Raw genomic sequence first — 18,151 nt, forward strand, 5'->3', positions numbered from 1 at the left:
TACATCTCTTCTAACTTTTTACATCTGATTTTTTAAGTCATTTTGCAAATGCCTAATATTAATTAAAGTAGAACCATATATAAAAGCACTAAATGTAATAATTTTACTATACCATACCTTAGTAATTATGTCACTAAAAGGGATTAAGTTTTACTATTTTAATATAATATTATGTAAAAGGGATGTTGCATTCGCAACACCCCTTTAAAACAGCTAGTTATTGTGTTAATAAAGTTTACAGCACATAAATACGTTTATTTCACAGTAAAGTTAGTTGGTGCTGTATTTGTTCCGCTAAATGAAATATTAAATCCAAAAGATACTGATCCACCTGCGGGAATTGAAGCATTATAACTTTCGCCATTGATTGTCATAGAAGTACCGCTCTGATTATATTTACAATTCCATCCATTTGTTATTTTCTGATCACCTGAATAATTAAAGTTAAGCGTCCAGTTGTTGAGTGGTGAAGAACTGTTATTTTTTATAGTGATACTTACTGTAGCTCCACTGTTCCATGCATTTTGGCTGTAGCTCACTGAATAATCTCCAGATGAAGCTGGTGTTGGTGTAGAAACTGGTGTTGATGTTACTGGTGTTGTTATTGGTGTTGATACTGTTCCTCCACCGTTTATTGATCCTTGGATTAATGTTGTAGATACAGTATTAAGGTTTTTGTCACCAAATGTTGCACCACTTATACTTACAGTAGTAGCTGAAGAATTTAATACTTTAAATGTAAGATTTGTAAATACTCCATTGTTACTTATATACTCTCTTGACATTGTATAATCGAGGAATAATACCTTTATTTTACCAACCGCCTCTTTATTTATAGCGAAGTTTGTAGCAGCATTTGTAACTATGCTTCCAGCTGCTCCACTAACATATTCAAGCTTACTTGAATCATACGTGATTGTCATGTCTGCAGTGCTGATTCCGCTTGAAGGCACATTTGCAAATCTTATAGGTACTTCTATTGTCGTTCCATAGCCACCTGATACTGAGTCTACACTAACAGTGAATCCAGTTCCCATTACTGGTGTCTTTACAGGTGTTACTACTGTCGAAGTCTTTGTTGGTGTTACTACTGTTGAAGTCTTTGTTGGTGTTACTACAGGTGTTGAAGTCCCTGAACCTACTGATGTTGAATTAACAGTAAAATTGGTCGGCACTGAATTCTTTCCGGTAAATGAAATACCAAACCCAAATGATACTGATCCACCTGCAGGAATAGCAGCATTATAATTTAGATTGCTAAATGTCACGGAATTACCACTTTGCGAATAACTTGCACTCCATGCATTTGTTATCTTCTGGTCACCTGAGTAATTGAAACTAACTGTCCAGCCATTTACTGGTGAAGATCCGTTATTTTTTATACTTATACTTACAGTAGCTCCACTATTCCATTCATCTTGGCTATAGCTAACTGAAAAATTTCCAGATGAAGTAGCTGGCGTTGGTGTTGTACGCACTGGTGTTGTTTGCGTCGGTGTTGTACGCACTGGTGTTGATACTGTTCCACCACCATTTACTGTAATTGTTCCTGAGTTAAATTTTGCTGATACACTATTTAGATTTTTATCTCCGAATGTTGCACCACTTATACTTACAGTTGAAGTTCCTGAACTTAATGCTTTAAATGTAATATTTGCAAATACTCCACTCTGGCTTATGTATCCATTTGACATTGTATAGTCAAGAAATAATGCTTTTACTTTACCGTCTGACTCTTTGTTTATTCCAAAGTTTGTAGAAGCGTTTGTAACTATGCTTCCTGCTTCTCCACTTACATATTCCAACTTACTTGAATCATACATGATTGTCATATCTGCTGTACTGATTCCACTTGAAGGAATATTTGCAAAACTTACAGGTACTACTATTGTCGATCCATTGTTACCTGATACTGAATCTACACTTACTGTAAATCCACTTCCAACTACAACAGGTGTTGATGTTGCTAAAGTCTTTGTTGGTGTTGATACTGCTAAAGTCTTTGTTGGTGTTGATACTGCTAAAGTCTTTGTTGGTGTTGATACTGTTGAAGTATTAACAGGTGTTGATACTGTTCCACCACCATTTATTGTTCCTGAATTTAATGTAGAAGATATTGTACTGAGATTTTTGTCTCCAAATGTTGCGCCACTTATACTTACAGTTGTAGCTCCAGAGCCTAACACTTTAAACGTAAGGTTTAAAAATACTCCACTCTGGCTTATGTATCCATTTGACATTGTATAGTCAAGGAATAATGCTTTTATTTTACCGTCTGACTCTTTGTTTATTCCAAAGTTTGTAGAAGCGTTTGTAACTATGCTTCCTGCTTCTCCTTTTACATATTCCAACTTACTTGAATCATACGTGATTGTCATATCTGCTGTACTGATTCCGTTTGAAGGAACATTTGCAAAGTTTACAGGTACTACTATTGTCGCCCCATTTTCACCTGACGCTGAACCTACACTAACTGTAAATCCAGTTGCTGCCTCCGTTCTTTCCACTTGTATCATCATGCATAAAATAAATGCACATAATACTAGGGAAATAACCTTTTTGATTTTTGACATGTACATAAAACATCCTCCTCAAAATAATTAAAATATATATCTCTAAAACCCACTAGCATAATGGGTTCAGAATATACTCACATACCTTTTCATCAACTTAATCTCTATAATTTACCATTTCATTAACCAAGTCGCATACTATTCTCTTATTTTTCATATAAATAAAGTTGATTATTATAATGTCTAAAAATAATGGTATAAGAAACATATATTTGTTAATAGTTTTTGTAATTAAATTTAAGAGCACCACGTTATATGCTATTTTGATATGCTATGTCGAAGTCTAATATTTTTTGAAGCGATAGTTAATGGATACAATGAATTAAATATAGTCAAATCTGAATGATATTTTCAATTTGACAGTCTATATAGAAATTTAATCCTCCTAACTATAAAATAATATTACCACAGTTCTTCTTAAATTCATATTATCTATGCGAAAAAAAGAAAAATTTTGAGGGGTATGTTTACAGTTATTTTGATTTGATAAGCTGTATGCGCTATTGACACTAAATTTCATCAAAGATATAATATTAATTATGGTAGTAAAAAATCCCAATAAATTCAATAGCATCTTATAACCTCTAAATCTTTTATTAATCATCAACGGTTATAAAAAAACTAAATATACAATACTGATATGGAGTGTGATTTATTTGAAAGGTCTAAAATTCACCAGAAAGTTTCTTGCTGTTTTTGTTTTACTTGTCTATGTAGTGATGATTCAACCAATGAGTGCTTTTTCAAGTGATTATTCAAGTATAATCAGCAGCAGGCTAAAAAACGCAATCGTTTTATGTATTGGCACACCTAAAGCATACGTAAATAATGTTGAAACGGTTATCGATAATCAGAACACTGACATAATGCCAGTAATTGTTAATGGTAGATCATTAGTACCAGTTCGTTTTATATCAGAAAAACTTGGCGCACAAATAAACTGGAATGCATCAACTTCGACAGCAACTATTCTTTATGGCGATCAAACTGCTTCTATCACTTTGAACAGCAGCAAATTTTCATTGAATAACAGCACTTATAACCTGGATGCACCTGCCAGTAGTATTGGGGGGAGATTATACCTTCCCTTAAGAACAATGGTTGAAAAAATAATGAATAAGAATATTCTTTATTACGATGGTGTTATAATTGTTAGTGATGTTAAGGATTTATTTAACATTAATGCTGAAAAAGAAATGCTGAAACAAGTAAAGTATCTATTTTATGAAACAATTTTAGAAAGTAGAGTTATATGTAATAATAGATTAAAGCTCGATATTCCAGTTGCTTTTTCTAATGCTACAATACCACCTAGTACAGATAAATCTACTGTCATAGATGTATTATGGCAAAACAATATTGATGGTTCAATAATTCAAGTTATACATACGGATGTTTCAATAACCAATAAACAGGTAGGTCAATACAAGAATGAGATTTTAAATAATATCATAGCGTCGTTGAATGAAAACTTTGAAAGCACAAAATGGATTGAAAATAAACTTTATAGCGTCAATGGAATCAACGTCTTGAGAAGTGATGGGATTATAAAAAGTCCTGACAATGATATTCCATTATATATGTCAAATGCTTACTTTTCTTTGGGTGGCAAAGAATATTCAGTGATGTTTATGTGCGATAGTAACGAAATCTATTTATGGAAGAATGCCTTAAACAGAATGATAAATAGCATAAGGATTGGAAAATTTACTCCATCAGCTGCATCCTCTAATGAAATACATCCTCCTCTTTTAATTCCAGGCGATTCAAGTCAAACGAATGGAGTACCATCTTCGACACCATCTCCTGAAATAAATGGTATTGCTTTAGATTTGAAGCCGGATAATAGTAAGCAAAGTGCTGAATTCAACAGATCAACAATTAACCCTGAAAAGCCAATAATATATATAACAGCTAAAAATAGTAAGACACTTTATTCAATCAATTATCAGACAAAGGAAGTTTTATATAAAACCTTTGAGAAGACCCCAGAAGCTTTACGGTATTATAACAACAAACTGTATGTTAGTTTAACCCAGGGACATCAGAGTAATGGTGGAAAAGCAGGTGATATAGCAGCTGTGGACCCAAATACACTTAACGTTTTAGATACTTATTATCTGGATTTCGACCCATTTGACTTTGTGGTAGGGCATGATGGTTTGCTTTATATAACAGGCGGATCAGATCAATGGACAGATTTGAAAAGTTATGATACATCTACAAAAACTATGGGTAATAATTCTTCAATCCGAATGGGATCTTATATTGAACTTCATCCTGTTTACGATCGACTATATACTATTGATACAAACGTTTCACCAATAGATTATAAGATGTATGATTATACAGACGGTGTATTTACAAATAGCTATGATTCACCATACCATGGTGATTATAAAATGTCTCCTTATTTTAAAATCTCTCCTGACGGCAAATATTTGTTTAACTCAGCAGGGACAATCTTTTCATCAAATGTCTCAAAGGATCAGGATGTTAAATTTGTGTATAATCTTGGGAAGACGTTTAGCGATATCGAGTTCAATCTTGATACGAATAATTTCTATACTGCAAGCGGGTCTACAATTACAGCCTATGACTATGGTACATTCAGTGCTGCAAAGACTTATACCACTACAGGAAGTATTCAAAGAATGTTCTTGCGTGATGGAGCTTTTTACTGTGTTTCAATATCAGATAGCATCAAAAACCGTTGTTATATTGAAAAGGTAGATGCGAACATAACTGACACAGCAACAGTCTCGCCTGTAAAAACATCTGCTTCCAACTCAATTAAATTTACTGGCGCAATTAACAATGCTATTTATGATAAGGTAAGGAATAAGATATATGCTATTGATAGTGCATTAAATAATCTTTTTATCGTTGATAACAACTCATACACGATTGAATCCACTATCAAATTATTGTATAAGCCATCAAATCTGACGCTTTCAGAAGATAACTCTAAAATATACATTGCAAATCTTGATAAAGATACCTTGATTACTGAGGTTGACATTGACAATAAAAAGATTACAAGGAACTTAAGTTACTCAAATAATTATTATGATGACAACTCTAACCTGAAAATCAAAACATCCGGAGATAAGTTGTTTGTGACCTCTGGTGAGTGGTCTCCAAAGTTATTGGTTTTCGATACTGCATCATTTACAGAATCCAAATTAAGTAAAATGATTGAGTCCGTTGGTGATTTCTACATTAGTAAAGATGGAAGAACGATTTATACTTGGTACCAGTTTGGCTGGTCATCAGGAAATGCAGGAAGTAATATCTTTAAATATAATATTAATGGAGATACTATAACCAAAGAAGCTCAGACTAATTTTTCATATAGTGATTTTAGTCGTGATCCATTGGATACACCTATATTAGTTCTCGAAGATAAGGGAATCGTTATATGTAAAACAAAAGTGTTTTCCACTAGTACATTACAAAGTACAGGTGTAATGACTTTTGATGAGAACATATATATGGTTAACCCTGATAGTACGCAAGCAATAGGTAAAACAAAAGTCTATAATATTGGTACTCGTTCAGTAGAGGCCCAACTGACAAAATCACAGTGCACACCGTTGTTTTATGACAATCAAGGGATATTGAACGCTCTGTCGGGAAACTCCTTGGTTAGAAATGTTTTGCAATAATTCAGTTAAAAGTATACACAGGGACGGTTCTTACGTCTTTTTCATAACTTTAGTAACGTAAAGAACCGCCCCACAAATAAATCCATATACGCAAAAAAAACAATTAACTTTTAGCCTTACCTTGGGATAGACGTTCTAAAAATTTAGTAACACCCATTCCATGCACTTCCTTCAGTTGAGTTACTGCCTCAGTGAGATTTGCAAGATTTGAAGCCTCATTTTGGGTCTTTTCCAAACCTTCATTTAAAACTTCACTTATCCTACCTAGTTTCTCGCTAAATTCGCCAAGCATCAGAACCGCTTGACCAATTTTGTCATCTCCTTTGACAAGTTTATTTTTACTATATACACTTTTGATTTCCTGCCAACGAAGCGCTTCCTGTTCACTCAGGCAGCCTACAATTTCTTTCCATTTGAGCATATTTGCCTCTGAACTAGTTGCTAAGGTTTGGGCATCATTTTCGTAAGTGCCCGCAATCAAATTATTGAGCTCATCGTCGTTCATGACAGGCAGTATCTTTTCAGAAATCTTGTTCATATTCCTATAAGATCCCTGAAGTTTGAAAGCCGGCTCATTCCTGTATTCATCGGCCTGAGCGGCAGAACGGATATATTCCATGTTTATTTTCAGTACAATGTCTCGGACCTTTAACAGCTTTTTAATTACCAGCACAAACTCATTTATCTCTTCTGCTGTATAGTTTCCTTCAAAATCCAACCCTTCCCTCTGGCCATTTCTTGCAATTTCTATAAGGGTATAAACATCCTTTTGACTCTTTGTGGCAAGCTTGCTCAAAACAGGATTTGAAGTCAGGCTGTTTTCAATGTAGCTTAGCATAAACGCCTCTTCATTTTCTCTTAACATGTCTCCGAGATTATAGACGTCAGCTCTGTTTGCCAACATATCCGGAATCTGAAACTTAGAGCCACTCTCAGTATAAGGATTTCCTGCCATCACGACAGCAACCTTTTTTCCTCTAAGATCATAGGTCTGGCCAACACCTTTGTATACACCTTCAATTCTGCGCTGTCCATCACAAAGCGGAATAAACTTCTGCAAAAATTCTGGATTACAGTGCTGTATATCGTCAATATAGATCATTACATTGTTACCCATCTTGAAAGCCAGGTTCAGTTTCTTAATTTCTTCTTTTGCACCAGTACTCCTTGCTAACGCAGGATCAAGGGAAGTAACTTCATTTCCGATTGCCGGACCGTTTATTTTAACCATGGTTATACCAAGCCTGCTTGCAATGTACTCCATAAGGGTTGTCTTTCCATAACCGGGAGGAGATATAAGCAAAAGCATTCCCATCAAATCGGTTCTCTTGTCCTCTCCTGCTACCCCAATCTGCTTTGCGAGGTTATCTCCAATAAGAGGCAGATATACCTTATCTATAAGCATATTTCTTACAAATGAAGACAGAATATCTGATTTGAATTCATCCAGCTTAAGTTCATTTCTACAGCTTTGTGTAAGCTCTTTTTTAAGCTCCTGAAACTCATTGAAATCCTTGACGATAGTTGCATCATACTCTCTCAAGTTTTCCAAAAATCCGGTGTAGGAAAACGCATATTTTCCTTCCTTAATTATTGGATGATTGCCCACAAGCCCTGATACTTCAGCCTTTGTCCAGGCCTGTATTACACTGCTTGAGTTATAACTATTTAAAATCAACATGATTATTACTTCATAAACCGCATCGTATCCGTATACCATACCCGATTCCTTAAAAAATGCGTACAACCACTCTCGTACCAAGTAGAACAAACCTTCCAGATCGTTTTCGATAATTTTCATTGATTCATTGAAATGCTCCAATGCCTTCTTTTCTTTAAGATAAGTCATAAAAACCTTATAAACTTCTTCCGCTTCAAGGCTTATTACAAACATATCTCCCCTCATTAATTCCCTGCAAAGGTAGGTCGAAGCTTCATCTATAAGACCTTTATCAATAAATGAAACCTCCAGAAAAGCTTCCTCCATTGAAGACCTTACCTCAGGAATATATGCACTTAAGTCAGGCTCAGCCTTAAAGAATTTTGACACTTTTGCCAGCTCTTTTAAACGGGTGCCGAATTTTTCTTTTACCGATCCCCCAAAACGTACCCAGAAGAGTTGAGCCATTGCTCTAGCCTTCGCATTAAAAATCAGAAGGTCTATATTCTTGTGTAAACTTATTAGAGTCCCAAGTATATTCCGGCAGTCCAAATCATGTACACCTTTGGTGTATGCTTCCTGATACCTTGGTTCCATAAACTTCTGTATAAACGGCAGCAGCTGCTCATCAGAGTAAGAAGAGAGTTCCTCAACTGAAGTTCCTTCTCTGTTTAAGGCAGCCTCAAATATCTTATACGCCAGATACTGGGCGCGGTATACAGCATTATTCTCGGATACCAAGCTCTGATCCCATACATGACGGAATTTATCCAGCCTCTCGTCGGCCACTTTATCCCAGAAATCTGTTCCTGAAATGTGGAAATAGAGTTCTCCATCCTTCTGAACTACGGAAAGATCAAGTTTCTGTGTATTTACAGAGAAATACCTGTTTCCGAATTTTATTACATTTTTCCCTCCAACAAAGAGATCCTGCTTATCCTTGAGCTGTCGTACAGCTTCTTCCTTAATTGTCTTAAGCCTTCCCTGTATTTCGTCGGCTTTAACAGTATCCCCAAGTGCCTCAAGCTGATCAACTGTATCTCTTACCTTCTCAATCATTATATCCGATGCAAAGTAGCCGTTTATCTCGTTGATTGTGGAAAAGCTCTTAAGTCTGTTTGCAATCCCGTTTAACACACGGTCAGAGGCATTTACAAGGGCTGTTACTTTTTTGCTCCGGTTTTCCAAAAGCACCTGTTTCCTTGCTTCAAAAGCGTTATACAGCTCTTCACGTTTTTCAGATAATTTGATGACATAATCATCAAAATCTGCAAACTTTCCTTCAAGGTCCTCAATTTGGACCATTACTTTACTTAAGTATTCTTCACACTTTTCGGTAGTATCGGCAATATCGAGGTAATTTACTACCGCCTGGTCTAATAGCTTCATCTGGGAATTGAACTGTGCTGTTCCCTCAACACTCGCCAATTCTCCCATGCGGGTTTTGAGCTTCGCCTTTGCCTGATTCAACTGCGAGTATATTGAGGATATATTTTCTATAATTTCTGTTGTTTTTGTAGGGTCTTCAATTTTAAAGTTGCTAACAATATCAATGAGCATTTCAAGGTCTAAAGAAGTCTTTGCCATATCCTCAGAAAGTTCTTTCCCCACTGATGACTTATCAATCCCGCCAATTTTCTGTTGGTGCTCTGTAACCCTATCTATATATGGTTTTAACCCTTCCGGCTTCAAAAGAAATTCTACACACTTCTGTGAGAACAACTCATTCTTTTCTTTTACCTTTGCTTCTAACGATTCAATCAGAGGCACGTCTGTGTATCTAAGATCCCTAAGTGAAACAATCTCACCTCTGATATTTCTTACATTTGCTAAAACCGTTACATAGTCATCAACACTGTCGAAATTGCCATATTCTATGTCCTTTAAGAGTTTTTGTGTCTTTTCATCTACTGCGCTAATTTGTTCGGCTGTAGCCTTTCTAATCTTTGTAACCTTTTCAAATTCACCAACTGCAGAGGAAGCTGACTCTTTTACATTTGCAAGTACACTCCTTATATCAAAGGCTTCCTCTTTTGAAACCCAGAAGTAAGAGTCCATTATATGAGTTGATTCCTTTACGATATCGTGATAGATATCCTGATATCCCTCACCTTTTTGAATCAGATTGTACAAAAGTCTGCAATCTGCCATACAGCGAACTATATCCTTATTGCCAATTTTATAAAGAATTGAGTCATCCTTTGTCTCTACTACATAATTCTTACTTACATAAGGAGTCTGCCAGATTTGAACCATATGGTTCTTTCTAGGCTCATCAGCAGCCTTAAAGACTACCATTTCACCGTTGTCAAAATGGCAAAAGCCACTGCAAACAATAGGGGTTTCTAAAGTTTGGTCAATCAGGTTATAGGAATAAACCAGGTACGTTCCAGTATCCATATTGTAGAAAAAGAATTGATAGTCCTCACCGTTAGGAGCTTCATCCTTCTGTTCGAAAATGCAATTATCCACGGGGACATCAAATAGTTTATATTCACCACTCTTTAAATAATAACCTTTGGGGAAAATAAGTCCATGATCATCCGGCAGAAGCATACAGGCTTCCTTTATATCGTCAATTCGTACAGCACTTTTGAGCTTTTCGTTAAAAATAAAATATCTGAATTCGTTTTCTTTGTAAGGCTTGATTTTGAGCAAAATAATATTTCCCAGAATTGTATAATAAATTTCTGCATCATCCAACGTCTGGTCTTTGTCCTCTACAGCCTCAGAGTAAATGCCCTTACCGGTATCGGTGTTATCCTCTACCTTTATAGTAAGGTCACCGCTTACAGTCTCTACAAACACTCTATCCTGAATTGAAACATGGGGAAAGAGTCCATCCCTTTGATCCTCTCTTCTCACCCTGCTCCAATCAAATTCGCATTTTTTTTGGAATTTTACTTCATGATCGCTCCTGTTATCAATATACGTTATCTTACCTTCCTCAACCAGCCATTTGAATACCTTTATATCCTGAGCACTTTTACCGGTCTGAAATATCATATAAAGGTTAGGCTCAATCAACGTAAACTTGGTAAAAAAAGTATTTTTATAATATGTATACAATTCGCTGAAATCAATTTGAAACTGCTTATCTTTAATGGGGTCAAGGGCAATCCTCTGGAAGGTATGATCTTTATACTCATACATGGCAAAAACATCCTCAAGCTCCACCTTTGCCTTAAGCCCCATATAGACATTATATCCGAATATAAAGGAAGTTCCCACGGGAACCATATCTCGTGGGACACAGTTATTGTCTGTGATAAGCCGTTCACTTCCAATAATCGTTGTATCAATCGATCCAAAAACTTTCTTTCTGGCATCATTCAGCTTTTCAAGACGCTCTTTGAGGTCATTACCATGTTTGAGCAACCGGTTTTTTATAACTTCATATGTCCCGTTTTCCAATCCCTCGGATTTTTGCACGGTTTGTTCGGTTTGTTCGCCTTTTTTGACTTCATCCACAGCCACTTACACCTCGTCTTTATTTATTGAAATAATATGCAAAGCTAATATTCAAAAAATCTGGGTACATTAAATGCACCCAGAGATTTTTATCAATTCTGCTTTTCTATAAATGCAGCAGATTCGCCTGCAAAGCCTGCTTTTTCTACAGTTTCCAAAAGTTTGGACAGTATAGGAATATCCTTTGAATCCGCCTGACGCATCATTTTATTTATGGCACCGGAAATAGTCAAATTCTTTAAATCCTCAGATGTCATATTAAACCTGGAAGTAAAGTTCTGTAATTGTGATTTGAAATACTCCGGATCACCTACAATAAATGTGTCTTTAATATCCTTGAGCACTTCACTGCTGTTTACCATGCGGTCAAATGATTTACCCTGTGATACTGAACCGATAATCTTGTCAAAGAACATAGTCTCTCCACCAACAATGTCAATCTTGGCAGTCTTAAGAGCTTCTCTGATAACTGAAGCCTGCGACTCGGCAATATCCTTCTGTATATTAATATTAGCAAGCTCGATTTGCTTTTCTTTTTCAAGTCTAAGCTTGAATTCTTCATGTGATCTTCCTGCTTCATCAAGCGCTTTCATGCTGTTTGCTTTTTCAGCGATACCTTCAGCTTCGGCACGGTATTTCTTGGACATAATATCAGCTTCAACTGTTCCTGCCTTTTCTTTTACTTCCACCTTTGCTTCCTCGCCTTTAGCTTCAGCTAACGATTTCATCTCTATAGCCTTTGCTTCAGCCTGAGCTGTAGTTTCTAAAACTTTTGCTTTTGAAGCGCCCTCTTTCTCGATAGCAACTGCCTTTGCTTCAATAACACGAGCCTCAGCAAGCCCTTTTGTTGCTTCCTGCAATACTTCCGCATCGACAAGAGTCTTTATTGCTTCCGATTCTTTTTCTGAGGACTTGAGTTTTGCTTCTGCCTCAATTATTCTTTGTTCTGCAAACTTTTCTGCTGACTGTCTTGCAGCTTCTGCAGTTCTTACTTCAAGAATCAACTTCTTATCAGCTTCCTCTTCAGCCTTTTTAACCGCTACAGCCTTAACACGCTCTGCCTCAGCAAATGCACGGGTATCCTTGATCTTTTCCTCTTCAATAACCACATCTTTTTCAACTGCCACTCTCTCTCGGATAACAGTCTGAATATTCTTCTTCTCTTCTTCTACAGATTTGAGTTTGTCTATTTCTGCAAGCTCAACCAGCTTTTCTTTTTCTGTCTTTTCAAGAAGACGTTTTCTATCAACACGTTCTGCTTCAACAACTTCAGTACTCTCTTTTGATTTTTGTGCAACTATAACCTGTCTTTGTTTGTTTTCCTCAGCAATGGCAATCTCTTCTTCTGTTCTGATACGTGCCATTTCAGCTTTAAGACGTTCTTCCTGTGAAACCTTATCTGCTTCCGCCTGTTCCCTGGCTTTAATAATGGCAATTTCCCTGATCTGTTTTGCTTCTGCTTCCTGGTTCTGCTTTTCAAGCTCCAAAATAGCTTCTCTTGCTGTAATATCCTGTTGTTTAATCGTCTTTTGCTTGTCGCGCTCAATCTGGTTGGCAAGTACCAACTGTTTGGAAGTAAGCTCGGTTATCTTCTTTATACCTTCCGAATCCAATATATTATTGCTGTTCAGCTTGCTTATATCCGTCTGTTCAAGGTAATCAATCGCCGCGTCATCAAGTACATATCCATTTAGGTCTGTACCAATAATCTGAAGGATCTCAGCTTTGAATTTTTCCCTTTCTGTGTAGAGTTGTACAAAATCAAACTGCTTACCCACAGTTTTCAATGCCTCGGAAAACTTTGCATCAAAGAATTCCATCAATGTACCTGGTTCTGATGCCTTAGCGCATCCCAAAAGCTGTGCAACCTTAAGAACATCTTCCTTAGTCTGATTTACACGAACAAAAAATGCAACCCTTATATCTGCTCTCAAGTTATCTTTACAGATAAGTCCATCCTTACCTTCTCTGGCAATTTCTACCCTTTTAACGGAAATGTCCATAATCTCTGCCTGGTGCAGTATAGGAACAACCAGTATACCTCCAAAGGAAACCACCGGACCTCCGACACCATTTCGCACTACAACCTTACCCTGATCCACTTTGCGGTAGAACCTTGAAAACAAAGCAAGTATACCAAAAATAATAATAATACAGGCAACAACTACAACTACAATAATTTGTGTAATTTCAGACATGTTTTAACACACTCCTTCAAACTTTTTTATTATATAATAATCTTTTTCATGGTCTTTTTTTATAACAATTGCTTTATCGCCTTTGAAGAGAGTTTCACCCTCAGCATCAACCTTCACATTAATCCTAATTGAAGACCCTACTCTATCTATTTCAGCCTGTCCTAAACGTCCATAAGTAAGATCGCCCAAAAGTATACAAAGCTGTCCCTCAATTTTTTTCTCAGTATCCGTATCTTGCTTTAGTATACCTTTGAACACACCCTTTAACGGTTGTGTAACAGCTTTAGTAATAAATAAACTCAGCACTATATTGGGGATAATCAAAACAATATTCAGCCAACCCGTTGATACAAAAACACTTACAATCATGGATATGGTCCAGAAAGGAAGGCTAAAGATACTTAATACAAGCATAAAAGGCAGATCACCCGTATTAAAGAAAGCCAGAAAATCATAAAATGGATTGCTAATATCAACATCGAGATCAAAATCAAAAAAATCAATATCAAGTGCACCAATTATAACTATCAGCCAGTATAAAATAATTAATCCCAACAATGTAGTTGGAATAAGATTAACCCCTGTTACAGCTGTTTTAAGCAAGTTGACCATAACTTATCCCCTTCGCTCAGGAAATTTGCATTTTGAATTTTATTGTATTAGGCATAAAAATTTTTACAAATCAGACATTAAATCTATCCAAAAATGGCCTTATTTACACTTTTCTCTAATGTAAATATATAGTCAAATGTCGAATTTGTCAATATATTCTGGGTTCTAATTGGTTCTAATTAATTGCACTATTTAACTCCAAAAGGCTAAATATAAAAAAGAGCTTCTGCAAAAATGCGTCAGCTCTCTCGTTTTTTAATTAAAGCAAAATATCATCAGTTAAAATAAAATTGAATCGCTAATAAATTCACAATTTTAGCTTATACACTCTTTCGAATAGAACTTATAAGCTTAAAGCATTTATATCAGATCCTGGATATTATCCAATTTTATTACACCATTTTTTACTAACTCAATAAACTTTTCGGTTACGTCAGGGTCGAATTGAGTTCCTGAACCTTTTTGGAATTGAGCTATTACATCTTCAATCGGAAGTTTTTGTCTGTAAACTCTGTTTGTTGTCATTGCATCAAAGGCATCAGCAACAGCAAGGATTCTAGCAAGAAACGGAATATCATCTCCTTTTAGACCTTCAGGGTAGCCGGTGCCGTCTACTCGCTCATGATGGTACATAACTAAAGGAACAACATCCTTAAACATTGATAAAGCTGAGAGGATTTTTGCTCCGGTAAGAGGGTGCTTTTTTATTTCTCCAAATTCGTCAGTATTCAATTTTCTGTCAGTCAAAAGTATATCGTCAGTAGTGCCTATTTTGCCAATATCATGAAATGTTCCACCTACTCGCAATAAATTTAAATCATCCTCAGTTAGGTTTTTAAAGCATTTTCCTATTTCAACAGCATAAAGTCCAACTCTGTCAGAATGGCCTCTAGTATATTTGTCCTTAGCATCGACTGCAAGTCTCAGTGTATCTATTGTTTCCTTATACCTTGACTTTATAATTTCATAGGTTTTGTTAAGTTCATTGTTCTTTATGTTTAAAAGAGAATGTAAAAAGGCATTATTTATAGAATTAGCAGCTTGAACTGCAAATATTTCAAGTAAGCTAAGTTTTTGATCCTCGCAGTCTTCTATATAAATAACTCCAATAGATTCCCTTTTGTAATTCATCAGCGGTAAAAAGACGCCGTCTTCATATTTGGCAATTTGCTGGTTCATTCTTGCAGAACCTGCGTATATCATCTTTAAAGGAGTAAACAACGTGGAAAAGGTATCTAAATCTGTATTGAATTTTCCTATTCCTCTATAAAAGCTTTCTTGGGTGGTATTCGCTTCTCCAACAATATTATCTGCTAAAATAAAAGCATGTTGGCAATTGACAATCATAAGAAGACTTGCCAGAATTTCTTCAAGAATTACATCTATGGGCTGGAGTTGATATATTTTTGGTACAGTTTTTAAAATGTTATTAAGTCCTGCGCGGCTTGATTTAATTTCATTCATCATTAAAACGCTTTTATAAGCTGATTTTACAAGCAACAACAGTTGGCTTGGGTCATCAGACTTTGTACAATACCCCTGGATATCATTCTTTTCAAGAGTTTCCATAGGCGGTACACTTTCAGAATGCCCTGTCAAAAGTAAGATATATAAATCCTTATTAAACCCGCGGATAATTTCAACTACCTGCTTCGCATTAATGTCATTAAGCAGATAATCCAGAATCAGCAAGTCGAAACTATTCTCTTTTATTAGTTCAATAGCTTCATTATGATCTGTATAGCCGCTGAATTCATAGCCATCACGTTCAAGAATTACTTTGAGAGTTTTAATTATTCCCTGATCATCATCAATAGCAATTATTTTAAATCCTTCTTTCAAATTACTCAAAGTATTTCTTCTAACCTCAGAAAGTCTCATTCCTAAAACCTCCAATTTTTTATTAACCTCGTAATCATCTGATTCGACCTCTTTTGAACGAAGTGAAAGAGGCAAAAGCGCAGGTGCTCAAAGACCCGGAGCTTTTATTCCTTTGCTATATCTAATGGGGGTCAGAAATCTGTACTTTAACATAAAAGCTTGTACCTATTCCTTCTTGAGATTCAAACCACATATCGCCGTTAAACATTGCTTTTACTTTCGTGTATGACATGTACAATCCTATTCCGCTGCCATGTATTCCTTTTGTAGTAACCATTTCCTTAAATAATTTATCCTTTATTTCAGATGAGATACCCTTTCCATAGTCTCTAACAGTAAACAGGATGTAGTTATCCATTTCTTTTATTATTAGTTCAACTTTTCGATTGGCACTTTCAATATTTGTATCATCAATTTTTCCATATGACTGGATTGAATTTGATATAAGATTATTAAGTATTTGTACGAGAGTTCCAATATTCCCAGCTATCTTGTAATTTCTTTTTGACTCATTAATAATTTTCAAACTACATAAATTCGACTTTACTTCATACTTCATAAGAAATTCAACGTTAATAATTACTTCTTCCAGCAAGAAATTAGCCTTATTATGGCTGTCAGGATTAATTACCTGGTTTTTTATAGCAGTTAACGCATTATTGATGTAAGAAAGGTGGTTCTTAATGTCATTGATATTGCTAACCATCTCATTTGCTATTTCATGATGATCACTTTCCGTTACCATTGAGTTATCTATAGATTCGTTATATTCTTTTGTTAGATCCTCTAAGGATGTTAGACAGCCAGAGATAGACATAATTGGAGTTTTGAGATTATGAGAAATTCCTCCAATGAGATTACCTAAAGATGCAAGTCGATCTTTATCAGTAATCTGCTGCTGCTGTTCCTTGATTAGACTTAAATCCTTCTTATGCTGAGTAATATTTGTTAACATAATAATTGTACCTAGCTTATTGTTATTATAAATTATTGGAGTGATTTCTACTGTAAAGAATTCATCTTTTTCAGCTAAATTGTACTCAAATATATCAGACTCGCCTGTCAAACATACTTGTTCTATGCGCTGTCTAAATCCGTTCGAATTAATTGATTCTTTTTCAGCTATTTTTTCAAGGATATTATCTTTTCTCTTAAAATTAATGATGCCTTTAAGCATTTCTTTTATAGTGAGATTAAAATCAACGATGCGATATTCCAAGTCTATAACTATGAAGCCGTTAGAAATTCTATCAACTACAGTTTGCAGGGCTATTGGAATTACTCCTAAGAAATCGTATTTTAATATTGCTATATAAAAACATATAATTGAAAAGGAAAATGCTATTGGCGTTGCTAATTGCGTAGAGTCAAATAATTGCAAGGTAAACAGGATATTTACAATTAAGGGTATAAGAGTTCCTGTCAATAGTAACAGCGATTGCTTGGAAAAAATTCCTGAGTTTTTTACAGAGAAATACAATAAATAATATGATCCTAAAAAAATACAAGCATAAGAATATATTGAATGAATTATAAAATACTTTCCAAAGGTAACTTCATTACTTATAAATGAGTAGTTTGTAAAAAACAGCTTATGATAGTTATTTGTCAGCAAAATGATATAGGATATCATTGGAATGATGAACAAAAATAAATACTTGTAAGAATAATTTATTCTGTTTTTTGCAAAAGTTTTGCCTAAGAGAAGTGCCACTACAGGAAGAAAACAGGTGCCTATAAATGAAATATATACAGCAGCCATCAGCTTATAACCTCGGTAATAAGACCACGCGTTTAAGCCTGCTCCTATATTCCAGCTTATAAGTAAGGATACAAGTGAAATAAAAATATAATGTAGCTGCGATTTGGTTTTAATTCTAATCAGAAGCTGCAATAATAAGATAAAAAGCATTGCTGTTGTTATAATAAGAAGGACAACTTCAAAATTTATTTTTAACAAATCTGTCACCTAACTTTCAGGTAAATAAAATCAATGAATTTATATGGGAGAAAATAAATATGTGCCATTCGAAGATGAATTCCATAAAATGTATTTGCATGGTTATATAAAATATATCGGGAGTTTTA

7 protein-coding genes are annotated in these 18,151 nt (G+C 35.2%); 1 reads left to right on the forward strand and 6 read right to left on the reverse strand.

Annotated features, from left to right (window positions below; all coding sequences use genetic code 11):
* Positions 1-254 precede the first annotated feature (254 nt).
* Entirely contained in the window at positions 255-2,579 is a 2,325-nt protein-coding gene (locus ACECE_RS29230; protein ID WP_010246699.1) for a cohesin domain-containing protein, read from the reverse strand.
* Between the two features lie 650 nt (positions 2,580-3,229).
* Here ACECE_RS29230 and ACECE_RS0208775 point away from each other — a divergent pair.
* Positions 3,230-6,241 carry a stalk domain-containing protein gene (locus ACECE_RS0208775; protein WP_010246700.1) on the forward strand — a complete coding sequence of 1,004 codons (3,012 nt, stop codon included), beginning with the start codon at positions 3,230-3,232 and terminating at the stop codon, positions 6,239-6,241.
* Between the two features lie 103 nt (positions 6,242-6,344).
* Here ACECE_RS0208775 and ACECE_RS0208780 read toward each other — a convergent pair whose 3' ends face one another.
* From ACECE_RS0208780 to ACECE_RS0208800, 5 genes are all read right to left on the reverse strand, one after another.
* Positions 6,345-11,372: a DNA repair ATPase gene (locus ACECE_RS0208780; RefSeq protein WP_162862508.1), complete on the reverse strand. Its 5,028-nt coding sequence runs from the start codon at positions 11,370-11,372 to the stop codon at positions 6,345-6,347.
* 92 nt (positions 11,373-11,464) lie between these two features.
* A complete protein-coding gene (locus ACECE_RS0208785; protein ID WP_010246702.1) occupies positions 11,465-13,570 on the reverse strand; it encodes a hypothetical protein in 2,106 nt (701 codons plus the stop codon).
* Between the two features lie 3 nt (positions 13,571-13,573).
* Entirely contained in the window at positions 13,574-14,182 is a 609-nt protein-coding gene (locus ACECE_RS0208790; protein ID WP_010246703.1) for an OB-fold-containig protein, read from the reverse strand.
* A 360-nt stretch (positions 14,183-14,542) separates the two neighbouring features.
* On the reverse strand, positions 14,543-16,063 hold the full coding sequence (locus ACECE_RS0208795; protein WP_010246704.1) for an HD domain-containing response regulator: 1,521 nt from the start codon (positions 16,061-16,063) through the stop codon (positions 14,543-14,545).
* 121 nt (positions 16,064-16,184) lie between these two features.
* A complete protein-coding gene (locus tag ACECE_RS0208800) occupies positions 16,185-18,023 on the reverse strand; it encodes a sensor histidine kinase (protein ID WP_010246705.1) in 1,839 nt (612 codons plus the stop codon).
* Between the last annotated feature and the right edge of the window lie 128 nt (positions 18,024-18,151).

The organism is Acetivibrio cellulolyticus CD2, assembly GCF_000179595.2.
Taxonomy (GTDB): domain Bacteria; phylum Bacillota; class Clostridia; order Acetivibrionales; family Acetivibrionaceae; genus Acetivibrio; species Acetivibrio cellulolyticus.